The 13410-nt window shown below is 31.6% G+C and carries 9 protein-coding genes; 6 read left to right on the top strand and 3 right to left on the bottom strand.

Going from position 1 to position 13410, the window contains the following annotated elements:
* Nucleotides 1-366: 366 nt before the first annotated feature.
* Entirely contained in the window at nucleotides 367-1341 is a 975-nt protein-coding gene (locus ABWP60_RS07530; RefSeq protein WP_353150757.1) for an SPFH domain-containing protein, read from the bottom strand.
* Between the two features lie 92 nt (nucleotides 1342-1433).
* Complete coding sequence (gltX, locus tag ABWP60_RS07525) at nucleotides 1434-2936, bottom strand: glutamate--tRNA ligase (protein WP_353150754.1); 1503 nt, start codon at nucleotides 2934-2936, stop codon at nucleotides 1434-1436.
* A 162-nt stretch (nucleotides 2937-3098) separates the two neighbouring features.
* On the opposite strand from gltX, the gene ABWP60_RS07520 reads away from it, so the two are divergent.
* The 6 genes from ABWP60_RS07520 (at nucleotide 3099) to ABWP60_RS07495 (ending at nucleotide 12947) form a co-directional block, all read left to right on the top strand.
* Nucleotides 3099-6398 (top strand): hypothetical protein, encoded by a 3300-nt coding sequence (locus ABWP60_RS07520; protein ID WP_353150751.1) that lies wholly within the window; start codon nucleotides 3099-3101, stop codon nucleotides 6396-6398.
* The gene (gene ybeY, locus ABWP60_RS07515; protein ID WP_353150748.1) at nucleotides 6391-6810 is read left to right on the top strand and encodes an rRNA maturation RNase YbeY; all 420 of its coding nucleotides are present in this window, start codon (nucleotides 6391-6393) and stop codon (nucleotides 6808-6810) included. Before ABWP60_RS07520 ends, ybeY begins: the two co-directional genes overlap by 8 nt.
* A gap of 81 nt (nucleotides 6811-6891) precedes the next feature.
* Nucleotides 6892-8763 carry a tRNA uridine-5-carboxymethylaminomethyl(34) synthesis enzyme MnmG gene (gene mnmG / locus ABWP60_RS07510; protein WP_353150745.1) on the top strand — a complete coding sequence of 624 codons (1872 nt, stop codon included), beginning with the start codon at nucleotides 6892-6894 and terminating at the stop codon, nucleotides 8761-8763.
* Nucleotides 8764-8865: 102 nt separating this feature from the next.
* Nucleotides 8866-9714: a class I SAM-dependent methyltransferase gene (locus ABWP60_RS07505; protein ID WP_353150742.1), complete on the top strand. Its 849-nt coding sequence runs from the start codon at nucleotides 8866-8868 to the stop codon at nucleotides 9712-9714.
* A 276-nt stretch (nucleotides 9715-9990) separates the two neighbouring features.
* Nucleotides 9991-10539: an OmpH/Skp family outer membrane protein gene (locus ABWP60_RS07500; protein WP_353150739.1), complete on the top strand. Its 549-nt coding sequence runs from the start codon at nucleotides 9991-9993 to the stop codon at nucleotides 10537-10539.
* A gap of 131 nt (nucleotides 10540-10670) precedes the next feature.
* On the top strand, nucleotides 10671-12947 hold the full coding sequence (locus ABWP60_RS07495; protein ID WP_353150736.1) for a helix-turn-helix domain-containing protein: 2277 nt from the start codon (nucleotides 10671-10673) through the stop codon (nucleotides 12945-12947).
* A gap of 64 nt (nucleotides 12948-13011) precedes the next feature.
* On the opposite strand, the gene ABWP60_RS07490 is transcribed toward ABWP60_RS07495, so the two are convergent.
* A complete protein-coding gene (locus ABWP60_RS07490; protein WP_353150733.1) occupies nucleotides 13012-13389 on the bottom strand; it encodes a DoxX family membrane protein in 378 nt (125 codons plus the stop codon).
* Between the last annotated feature and the right edge of the window lie 21 nt (nucleotides 13390-13410).

The following is a 13410-nucleotide window of genomic DNA, read 5'->3' as shown; positions in this document are numbered from 1 at the left end:
AGAATTAAATCCTACAAGATATTTTTCCTTGTAGGTTTTTTTATTCCTTTTTTGTACCTGTTTTAAAGTATTAGAAAAAACTATTAAAACAATAATTTGTATAAATTTTATCTTTAAAAAATGACTTTCATAAATAAATTTTAAAACAAAAACTTTTTAGGTAAAGTAGATTTTACATCCCAATTACTAAAAGTGTCTAAAAAAGGCGTTATTTTAATTTTAACTAAAAAAAAGGTTTTTTAATCCTGACAGGTTTCAAAAACCTGTCAGGACTCTATTTTAACAATTAGATACAAAAAAACCACCAATTAAATAAAATTGATGGTTTTGTTTTGAAAATCTGAACTTTTCAGATTCTAACATTTTTTAAGCTTCGGATGTATCACTTGGATTGTAATCTGCTGATGTATGATCAGTTTTTTTCTTTGCTCGTTTCGGCTGATTTTTCATCGTTTCACCAATTTGGTTACTGGCTGTAAAACTTGCTACCATGTTATTTAACATATCGCTTCCGGCTTGTGGCGAGTTCGGTAATAAAATTAAATTACTATTTGTATCGGCGCCAATGGCTTGTAAGGTATCATAATGTTGTGTAACCACAATTAATGCAGAAGCTTCTTGCGAATTAATTCCAACATTGTTTAACACTTCTACGCTTTCTACCAATCCACGAGCAATTTCTCTTCGTTGGTCTGCAATACCTTGTCCTTGTAATTTTTTACTTTCAGCTTCTGCTTTTGCTTTTGCTACAATTCGGATACGTTGTGCTTCCGATTCAAATTCTGCAGCTGTTTTTTCTCTATCAGCCGCGTTAATTCTATTCATCGCGTTTTTAACTTGAATATCTGGATCGATATCGGTTACTAACGTATTGATAATATCGTATCCGTAAGTAGTCATAGATTCATTCAATTCACGTTTTACCGCAATAGCAATGTCGTCTTTTCTCAAAAACACATCATCTAAAATTAATTTTGGAACTTCGGCACGAACCACATCAAATACATAAGCCGTAATTTGATCGTGTGGATATTCTAATTTGTAAAACGCTTCGTAAACTTTTGTTTGAATTACGTTAAACTGAACCGAAACTTTCATTTTAATAAAAACGTTGTCTTTTGTTTTCGTTTCAATAATAACGTCTAATTGCTGAATTCTAAGATTTACTCTTCCGGCAATTCTATCAATTACAGGAATTTTTAATTGTAAACCAGAACTTCTAATGCTTGTAAATTTTCCAAATCGCTCTATTACAACTGCGGTTTGTTGCTTTACAGTAAAAAAGGAACTTAGTAAGATGAATAATCCTAAAACAAGGATGAAAATGATAATTGGAGACATAAGTGATAATTTAAAGTTATACTAATTATACGTGGCTTTTGTGTAAAAGTTACAAGAAGTACAAATTATCACTTATATCTTAATTTTGGTGTTTATAAAGTTGCAATTGCTTTTTCAATTCTGCTCGCTGTTTCTTCTTTTCCAATTAACTCTATAATATCAAATAAATGCGGTCCTTTTAAAGCGCCTACTAAACTCAATCTTAATGGCTGCATTACTTTACCCATTCCAATTTCATTTGTCGTCATCCAATTTTTAAGTAAAGTTTCAATGTTTAAAGAACCAAAATCTTCTATATTTTGTAATTGCTTTAGTACTTGTTTCATCAATTCTGGCGTTTCTGCTGCCCAATTTTTAGCTGCTTTTTCATCGTAAGATGCTGGTGCAACAATGAAATAATCGGCTAAATCCCAAAACTCTGTTATAAAATTAGCGCGTTCTTTAATTGAAGCAACTATTCTTGTAATATCTAAAGAAGTTGAAATTCCTTTTTCTTCTAGGATTATTTTAAACGCTTTTGCTAAACTTTCATCCGTTTGTTTTTGTAAGTATTGATGATTAAACCATTTGTTTTTTTCAGGATCAAATTTTGCACCTGATTTATGAATTCGTTTTAAATCGAATTTTTCAATAAGTTCTGCTAAACTAAATATTTCTTGTTCTGTTCCGTCATTCCAACCCAATAATGCCAAAAAGTTTATTACGGCTTCAGGGAAAAACCCAGCTTCTTTGTAACCTTTTGAGGCGCCTTCCGCTGTTTTCCATTCTAAAGGAAATACAGGAAATCCTAATTTGTCGCCATCACGCTTACTTAATTTTCCATTTCCAATAGGTTTTAAAATCAAAGGCAAATGCGCAAATTCAGGTGCTTCCCAACCAAACGCTCTGTAAAGCATCACGTGTAAAGGCATAGAAGGTAACCATTCTTCCCCTCTAATTACATGCGAAGTTTCCATTAAATGATCATCTACAATATTTGCCAAATGGTAGGTTGGCATTCCGTCCGATTTAAACAATACTTTATCGTCAAGTAAATTAGTATCAAAATGTACTTCACCACGAATAATATCTTGTAAATGCAAGGTTTCGTTAACAGGTGTTTTAAAACGAATTACAAAATGTTCTCCATTGGCAATACGGGTTTTCACTATTTCCTCTGAAAAATTTAATGAAGTATCTAATTTTTCTCTAACAGCATGATTATATATAAATGTTTTTCCTTCAGTTTCTGCGTTCTTACGAAGTTCGTCCAGTTTTTCAGGAGTATCAAATGCATAATAGGCCCATCCAGATTGAATTAATTTATCGGCATATTGCTTATAAATTTCTTTTCTATCCGATTGACGGTACGGTCCAAATTTTTCATTTTTTCCAATGGTTTCATCAGGAGAAATTCCTAACCACTCTAAAGCTTCAAAAATATAATCTTCCGCTTCCGCTACAAAACGAGTTTGGTCAGTATCTTCTATTCTAATATAAAATGTTCCGCCGTGTTTTTTGGCAAATAAATAATTAAAAAGCGCGGTTCTTACCCCACCAATATGTAAAGGCCCTGTTGGACTTGGAGCAAATCGTACTCTAACGGGTCTGTTCATCACTATAATTTTTTGCCAAAGATACTATTTTAAAATTCTAAAAGTTAAATTCCAAACTCCAAATACTGCAAAAATTCGAATTTGAAATTTAAAAATTTGGAATTTATTTTATCGTTGATTTTTTTTGTAATTTTATCGGTCATAAACAAATGAGTAACAATTTTGGAAAAGAAAGCCGTAATTTACGATAAACTGGAAGGCTTTATCAAAAAGTTTTATACAAATGAGTTAATAAAAGGAGCGCTCCTTTTTATAACCATTGGTTTATTATATTTTATTTTTACCTTTTTAATTGAATATTTTCTTTGGTTTTCTACCCAAGGAAGAACTATTTTGTTTGGGTTATTTTTATTTGTAGAAGCGTTTTTGTTATCTAAATTTATCATTTTTCCTTTAACTAAATTATTTAAAATTCAGAAAGGGCTAAACTACACAGAAGCATCAAAAATTATAGGAATACATTTTGAAGAAGTTCAAGATAAACTGCTTAATTTTTTACAATTAGCAAACACAACTGAACCTTCAGAATTGGTTTTGGCTTCTATAGAACAAAAAGCAAAAAACTTACAACCCATTCCGTTTTCAAACGCCATTAATTTTAATTCCAATAAAAAGTATTTGCCCTTTGCCCTTATTCCATTATTGTTTCTTTTATTCTTTTATCTTTCTGGAAATTCGGATGTGATTTCTAAAAGTTTTGCAAGAGTGGTTCAATATGATACTAATTTTGAAAAACCAGCCGCGTTTAAGTTTGAAATTATTTCTAACAATCTAAACGTGGAACAAAATAAATCTTTTAAATTAGTTGTAAGAACTGTAGGTTCGGTTATTCCTGAAAACGCATCAATTTTAATCAATAATGAAGAATATTTTTTAGAAAACACATCACCAGGAAATTTTATTTATCAATTCGATAATGTTCAGAAAGATATTACATTTCATTTAAAATCGAATGATATAACTTCTTCAGATTATGTTTTAAACGTTGTTAATGTGCCTACTATTTCTTCGTTTATTATGCAATTAAATTTTCCAAATTATTTAGGAAAAAAACCTGAAATTATCCAAGGAACAGGAAACGCAGTTATTCCCGAAGGAACATTAGTTACATGGAAAATAAATACATTTGCTACTACTGAAGTGGCTTTTAAAAAGGAATCAAATTCTGATTTATTTAGCAAAAAAGAGAATCAATTTTTCCATACAAAACGAATTGTAAATACAACAGATTATCAAATTTCAATTTCTAATTCTCGTTTAAAAAACTACGAAAACCTTCAATATAAATTGACCATTTTAAAAGATCAGTTTCCAAGTATTTCAGTTTCCGAAACTCCTGATAGTTTAAAATTAAAACAAAAAGTAATTATCGGACAAGTGTCTGATGATTATGGTATGTCTAAATTACAAGTGGTGTTTTATGACAAAAACAAACCAAATATTCTTTTTAAGAAGGGCTTGATTTTAAAGAACAAAGTGGTGGACCAATTTGTATATGCTTTTCCTGACGGAATTACGTTACAACCTGGTATTACTTACGAATATTATTTCGAAGTGTTTGATAATGATGTAGTTAATGGTTTAAAATCGTCAAAATCATCCGTTTTTTCTCATTCTGAATTAACAAAAGAGCAAAAAGAGCAAAAATCACTTAAAGAACAGCAATCCAACATTAATAGTTTACAAAAAGCGTTAGAAAATCAAGACAAACAATTTGAAGCATTAGAGAAACTGAAAAAGCTTGACAAACAAAAAGATAACCTAGATTATAAAGACCAAAAGAAGATTCAAGATTTTATTAATCGTCAAAAACAACAAGATGAAATGATGAAAGAATTTTCTGAAAAAATGAAGGAAAATCTGGAAGAATTTAAGCCTGAACAAAAAGACGAAATGAAACAAGAGCTTTTAAACCGTTTAGAAAAAAACGAGAAACAAGCTGCAAAAAACGAAAAGCTTTTAAAAGAACTTGAAGAGTTGTCTAAAAAATTAGAAAAAGAAGAATTGTTTGATAAAGCAGATAAATTAAAACAACAAGCCAAAACGCAGCAAAAATCTTTAGAGCAATTAGTAGAGCTTACTAAAAGATATTATGTAGAACAAAAAGCAGAACAATTAGCTGATAAATTAGATAAATTAGCTAACAAACAAGATAAACTTTCAGACAAAGAAAACCCAACGAAAGAGGAACAAGAAAAACTTTCAAATGAATTTGAAGAGTTAAAAAAAGAGTTAAATGAATTAGAAAAAGAAAACAAAGAATTGAAATCGCCTATGGATATTCCAAACGACAAAGGTGATCAAAAAGACGTAGACCAAGAACAACAAAAAGCAGAAGATAATTTAGAAAACAAAGAGCAAAAACAAGCCAAAAAGAATCAAAAAGCTGCGGCTCAAAAAATGAAAGAAATGAGTCAAAAAATGTCTGATTCTATGTCTTCTGGTGAAATGGAAGAAAACGCTGAAGACGCTAAAGTCTTGCGTCAAATTTTAGATAATTTATTGTCTTTTTCATTCGATCAAGAAAAAGTAATGAAACAATTTAAGTCCGTTTCTAATTCAAAATCTAACGTAAGCGCTTTGTTAAAAAACCAGCAAGATTTAAAAATGCAATTTAAACATGTTGACGATAGTTTGTTTGCTTTGTCTTTACGTCAACCCAAACTTTCTGAATTGGTTTTAAAAGAAGTAGAAGAAATTCATTATAATTTAGATAAGTCTATTGAAAATTTAGTAGCTACTACCCGTGCAAAAGGAATTTCACACCAGCAGTTCACATTATCTTCTGCTAATAAATTAGCCGATTTTCTTAGTAATGTGCAAAGCGAAATGAATATGAGTATGTCTTCATCTGGTGGTGGCGGAAAACCAAAACCAGGCAAAGGAAAAGGCGGCCAATTGTCCGATATTATTTCTAAACAAAAAGGGTTGGGCGACAAAATGAAAGACGGTAAACCGAAACCCGGTGAGGGACAAAAACCAGGACAAGGTAAAAAAGGAGGTCAAGAAGGCAAAGGTGGTTCACAAGGTAACGAAGGAAAAGATGGCGAAGGCGATGCTGAAAAACTTTTAGAAATAATCAAAGAACAACAAGAGTTGCGAGAGTCATTGCAAAATGAATTAAACAAAAACGGCATGGGCGGTACGGGTCAAAACGCCTTAAAACAAATGAAAGAGTTAGAAAAGCAATTAATTAATAAAGGGCTTACGCAAGACAACATGAATCGTGCGCTTCAAATTAATCACGAATTGTTAAAATTAGAATCAGCAATTAAGCAACAAGGACAAGACACAAAAAGAGAATCTAACACCAATAAAACAGATTTTCTAGGGAGCAACAAACCCCTTCCTCCTGCCCTTTTAAATTATTTAAAAAGTGTAGAAATATTAAACAGACAAAGCTTACCTTTGCAACCCAATTTTAACACCAAAGTGCAACAATATTTTAAAAACAATGATTAGTTTTAATTACGAATCTGATTTTATTTTAGATCAAGAAGAGTGTTTTGTTACTTGGATTGAAACCATTATTACTTCAGAAGATAAATTTGTAGGAGAAATTGCTTATATTTTTTGTAACGATGACTATTTACACGCTATTAATATGCAGTATTTAAACCACGACACACTTACAGACATTATTAGTTTTGATTACACAGAAGGCGATATTATTAGTGGTGATATTTTTATTTCCATTGAAAGAGTTAAAGACAATGCGATTGACTTTAATGTCTCTTTTGAGGAAGAATTAAAACGCGTTATAGCTCATGGTGTTTTGCATTATTGCGGATACAAAGACAAAACAAATATTGACGCTGCTTTAATGCGCAGTAAAGAAGAAGAAAAAATTAAGTTGTTCCACGTGGAACTATAGTAAAATAATTTAGTCTTTTTGTTCCACGTGAAACAAAAAGACTTTTAACATTAACCACGTGTTTCACGTGGAACAAAAGATATGTTTCAAGAAAAATATGATGTAATTGTTGTAGGTGCTGGACACGCAGGTTGCGAGGCAGCCGCTGCAGCCGCAAATATGGGCTGTAGTACTTTATTGGTTACTATGAATTTGCAAAACATAGCCCAAATGTCTTGTAATCCAGCCATGGGAGGTATTGCAAAAGGTCAAATTGTTCGTGAAATTGATGCTTTAGGTGGTTATTCAGGAATTGTTTCTGATGTAACAGCCATTCAATTTAAAATGCTGAATCTTTCCAAAGGACCAGCTATGTGGTCGCCTCGTTGTCAGTCAGACCGTATGCGTTTTGCTGAAGAATGGAGAATGATGTTAGAAGGCACTCCGAATTTAGATTTTTATCAAGAAATGGTTTCAAGTATTTTAACTGAAGGAAATCAGATTGTAGGTATTAAAACCTCTCTGGGCTTAGAAATTAAAGCCAAAACTGTAGTACTTACAAACGGAACGTTTTTAAATGGTTTAATTCATATCGGAGACAAACAATTTGGAGGTGGACGCGCAGGTGAAAGCGCTTCTTTTGGAATTACAGAAGATTTATTGAAGTTAGGTTTCGAAGCAGGAAGAATGAAAACCGGAACGCCGCCTCGTGTAGATGGTCGTTCTTTAGATTACACTAAAATGGTTGAGCAACCCGGAGATGTAAATCCTTCTAAGTTTTCGTATTCCGACATTACCCAGCCTTTAACAGAACAACGTTCTTGTTATATGACCTATACTTCAGAAAAAGTTCACGATTTATTACGCGAAGGTTTTGATAGAAGCCCAATGTTTAATGGACGAATTAAATCTATCGGACCGAGATATTGCCCTTCTATTGAAGACAAAATCAATCGTTTTGCTGATAAAGAACGTCATCAATTGTTTATTGAGCCAGAAGGATGGAAAACCTGTGAAGTTTATGTAAACGGTTTCTCAACCTCGCTTCCAGAAGATGTGCAATTTAAAGCCTTACGCTCTGTTGAAGGGTTTGAAAACGTAAAGTTTTTCCGCCCTGGTTATGCTATTGAGTATGATTATTTCCCTCCAACGCAGTTAAAGCATACATTAGAAACAAAATTAATTAACGGCTTGTTTTTTGCTGGTCAAATAAATGGTACTACAGGTTATGAAGAAGCGGCTTCTCAAGGTTTAATGGCTGGAATTAACGCAGCATTACAAGTACAAGAAAAAGATCCCTTAATATTAAAAAGAGACGAAGCGTATATTGGTGTTTTGATCGATGATTTAATTACAAAAGGCACCGAAGAGCCATACAGAATGTTTACTTCTCGAGCAGAATACAGAACGTTATTACGACAAGATAATGCCGACTTAAGATTAACTCCTAAAGGGTATTCTATTGGTTTAGCAAAAGAAGATCGCTTGAAACGAATGGAATATAAATTAGATGCTTCTGATAAGTTCGTTACTTTCTTTAAAGAAACAAGTATTAAAGCTGAAGTTGCAAATCCTATTTTAGAAGCAAAGGGATCTAGTTTGATGACGCAAGGTGATAAAATGTTTAAAGTTTTTTCGCGTCCACAAATTGATTTAGCTGATATTTTAAAGTTTGCAGCCGTAACAGATTATATTTCAGAAAATAACTTAGATCAGGAAGTAATTGAACAAGCCGAAATTCAAGTGAAATATTCTGGTTATATCGAAAAAGAGAAAAATCACGCAGATAAAGTGAATCGTCTTGAAGATGTTCGCATTCCAGGCAACTATGATTTTGATAAAATTAAAGCAATTTCTATTGAAGCGCGTCAAAAATTAACAAAAATTAGACCGACTACCATAGCACAAGCCTCACGTATTAGTGGTGTATCGCCAAGTGATATTTCGGTACTACTAATTCATATGGGAAGATAATCATACTTATGGTTTAATCGTTTCGTAAATCCCAAATCAAAGATCGTAACTTTTTAGGTTCCACGTGAAACAACCTTGTTAAAGTCAATTAATAAAGAGTAAATGAAATTTTTAGAAGAAAACCAATTTATAATAGTTAAAGACCATTCCGTTTCAAAAGAAACTTTTTCCTTGTTATACAACAAAGAATATGATATTTTAAAAACACACCCTACACCTTCTTTAGCTGTTTTACCAAAGTATTACCAAAGTGAAGATTATATTTCGCATACAGATGCCAAAAGAACGCCGTTTGAAAAAATATATCATTTAGTAAAACGTAATGCCATTAAAGGAAAGGTTGCATTAATTACGAAACAACAACAAAACAAAGGACAATTGCTAGACATTGGTTGTGGTACAGGCGATTTTTTAGTGGAAGCTAAAAACCAAGGTTGGACTATTTTGGGTTTCGAACCTAATACCGATGCGAAAGCATTAGCAAATCAAAAAGGAGTTTTGTTTACGGATGATATTTTTTCCTTGCCAGAAAACACCTTTGATTTGGTAACTATGTGGCACGTTTTAGAACACGTGCCAAATTTAACAGATTACATTGCTAATTTAAAACGAATTGTTAAACCAGACGGAACCATTATTATAGCAGTACCAAATTATAAATCGTTCGATGCAAAATATTATAATCGTTTTTGGGCGGCATATGATGTGCCTCGACATTTATGGCATTTTTCAAAAACCAGTATAAAAAGATTGTTTTCTGATGTCGATATGGAATTGAAAAAAGTAAAACCTATGTGGTTTGATAGTTTCTATGTTTCCCTATTATCAGAAAAATACAAAAACGGTAAAATGAGTTTTGTAAAAGGTTTTTTTGTCGGTTTTATTTCAAATGTGTCAGGATTGTTCAAAAATGAATTTTCATCGCACATTTATATCATAAAAAACAAGTAAAACTTAAATAAGCGCGTTTTAAGAGAAATTAAACACAAAAACACCTAATAGGCGTCGAGAAAAAAGATGTTATATAAAACAACGGTTAAAACAAGTTGTTTTTAATAGTAATTTCTTATTATAAATTAAACTATACATAAGATTTTCTTATAGCTCTGGTTTTATAATTTATTTTGAAAAAAGAATTAAAAATTAAAAGAAACCTATTATTTTTACCAAAATTAAAAAATCGGTTAAAAAAACTGATTACCTATTTAATAATCATATTATAAAAAAATGAAAAAATTAGTAAGCATTGTTGCATTAAGTGCGGCATTAATTTCTTGTCAACAAACACCAACTTCAAAATCAGATTTTAAAACAGGTTATATTGACACTTCTGTTTTATTAGAAAAATACGAAAAATTTAAAGATGAAAATGAAAAATTTAAAGTTAAATCTGAAGAATTAGGACGTCCATTAGAAGCTAAAGGCAGACAATTACAAGCAGAAAAAGACGCTTTTCAGCGAAATGCACAAGCAAACGGACAGGCTTGGGCACAACAAAAATATGGCGAATTACAACAAAGAGAGCAACAAATTTTACAAGAAAGAGACCAAGTTTTAGCACAAATTCAAACAGAAGGCGGAAAATTACAAGACACTCTAATTAAACAAGTAAAAAAATATATCAGAGAATTCGGTAAAAAACAAAAATTCGATTACATCTTTACAACTTCAGAAGATGCTCCTTCTGTAATTTATGCAAAAGATTCTTATAATTTAACGGATAAGCTACTAAAAGAGCTAAACGATCAATACAAAGCAACCAACGAAAAAAAATAACAATTTAGCCTTGAGAAATCAGGGCTTTTTTGTTTTTTATATTTTGAATTTGTTTCAGAATCTATTTTCTATTAAATTTGTTTATCCACAATCAATTTAATTCTTTGCCATTACACTTAATTATACGCCAAATGAAACATCTATCAAAAGCCGCTCAGTACACCTTACAATTTATCAACCAAACCAACAAATCTGTTTTTTTAACAGGTAAAGCAGGTACAGGAAAAACCACTCTACTTAAAGAAATTATTGCCACGTCACATAAAAACACGGTAGTGGTTGCTCCTACAGGAATTGCAGCGCTTAATGCTGGCGGCGTTACCATTCATTCTATGTTTCAATTGCCGTTCGCGGCTTTTATTCCTGATAATAAAGTTGTAAATTCCAATTCGTATCAATATAAATTTGAAACAAAAAGCACAATTAGCAAACATTTCCGGATGAATGGCACAAAAAAACAAGTGCTAGTTAATTTAGAATTGCTAATTATTGATGAAGTATCTATGCTTCGTCCAGACGTGTTGGATGCAATCGATTTTATGTTGCAAAAAGTGCGTAGAATTGATGCGCCTTTTGGTGGTGTTCAAGTGCTTTTTATTGGCGATTTATTGCAATTACCACCCGTAATTAAGCAAGAAGAATGGTACGAATTAAAGAACTATTATCAAGGTATGTTCTTTTTTCATTCGCTAGTAATACAACAAAATCCACCTTTATATATTGAATTGGATAAAATTTATCGTCAAGATGATGAAGTTTTTATTTCTATTTTAAACAACCTAAGAAATAATAAAATTACAACAGAGAATATTGCTGTTTTAAATCAATATGTAAATCCAAATTTTAATATAAAAAACCATAACGGCTGTATTATTGTTACCACGCACAACGCTAAAGCAGACGAAATTAATAAAGAGGCTTTAACTGAATTAAAAGCAAAAACAGTTTCTTACTTTCCCGAAATTGTAGAAGATTTTCCCGAAAAAATGTATCCTATTGAACCAAAAATGGATTTAAAAGTAGGAGCGCAAGTAATGTTCATTAAAAACGACACCTCTTTTGAAAAAAATTATTTTAACGGAAAAATAGGTAAAATTACTTCCTTAGCTGAAAAAGAAATTTTGGTATATTTTGAAGAAGAAAACAAAACCGTTGAAGTAGATCTTTATACTTGGGAAAACATAAAATACACTGTAAATCCTGACACAAAAGAAATTGAGGAAACCATTGTAGGAACATTTAGTCATTATCCATTAAAGTTAGCTTGGGCCATTACAGTGCATAAAAGCCAAGGATTAACATTTGACAACGCTGCATTAGATGTTTCACGTGTTTTTGCACCCGGACAAGCGTATGTGGCTTTGTCCCGACTTCGTTCGTTAAAAGGCTTAATTTTGCTTTCTCCGATACAATTAAATGGCATTTCTTCCGATACAGAAGTATTAAATTACGCCAATAATAAGGCAGATGAAATCGTATTAGAAAAATCATTAGCAGTAGAAACCAAACATTTTTTACGTTTAGAATTATGTAAAAGTTTCGATTTCAGACAATTGGCACTAGAGTGGCGCAATCATTTATTTTCGTATAATGAAGAAGTAGCCAATTCAACTAAATCAAAATACCGAATTTGGGCACAACATAACGAAAGTATAGTGGCGGCTTTATTGGATTCTTCTCAGAAATTCAGTAATCAAATTCAGAAAATTTGTTTTCAAGAAGTTATTGATATTCCCTTTTTAGCGGAACGATGCGAAGCCGCTTATCAGTATTATTTTAAAACATTAGATTATCAAGTAACCGATTTGCTTTTAAAAATAGCCGAAGTGAGCAATTTAAAAAAAGCAAAAACGTTTCACGAGGAACTTTTGGAACTTGAAGAAATTCAAGTAAAAACGGTTTTACAATTGAAAAAATCAATGTTATTGATTAAAAATTTAGTAAACCGAATAGATTTTAATAAAAACACCATGTCGTCTGATGAAATCAAGTATTATAAAATTAATAAAATTGCTTCGTTATCGGAAAAATTCAAGGAAATTGATGGTTTTGTAGCCAAAGATCATTCGGAAACCTTTGGTAAGAAAACCAAAGCCAAAAAAGACAAATCCACCGAACCAAAAAAGACAACCATTGAAATTACTTTAGAACTTTGGAAACAAAATTTATCCGTGGAAGAAATTGCAGCCAAACGGAAACTTACCGTAAGTTCCATTTATTTGCATTTTACCAAACTTATTCAAATGGAAGCGTTAGCTATTTCAGACATCATGTCCGATGAAAAAATTGCAGCTCTAGAAGAAGCTTTTAAAGGCTATAACAATGAAGGTTTGGGTGTATTAAAAGAAAAACACGGCAATAAATTCTCTTGGGAAGAATTGCGTTTGTTTAAAGTAAGCTTGAAATAAAAAAACTCAGATTTTATCTGAGTTTTTAATAACGTAATTCCAAAATCGTAAATCGTAATTTTGTTTACAACCAATATACGCCCAACAAAGCTGGAATTAAATAAATGACAATCGTTCTAGCGCCGTCATAATCTTTTGCAACTCGTTGTCCAAAAAGCAACAACAAAAGCGTTACACACGAAACCATACAAGCATAATCGCCTATAATAGTTCTGCCGCTCGTAATGTTTTCAGCAATTCCCATAATCGACAAAACACCAGCTACAATTTCTAGAGCTAAAACCGTAAATAAAGCCGCGGGCACTTGGTTTTTTAAAAACGTTTGAGAAAAATGGCTTTTTAACCAACTTACATTTCCGTTCCAATCGGCAATTTTATCGTATCCTGATTGTAAAAAAGTAATCGCTAAAAAAGCTAGTAATAGTAGTGCAAATTCATTCATAGTATTTATTTTTTGGTTTGA

This window comes from Flavobacterium sp. (assembly GCF_040402895.1).
Taxonomy (GTDB): domain Bacteria; phylum Bacteroidota; class Bacteroidia; order Flavobacteriales; family Flavobacteriaceae; genus Flavobacterium.
This window is presented reverse-complemented; position numbering and strand designations above follow the sequence as displayed.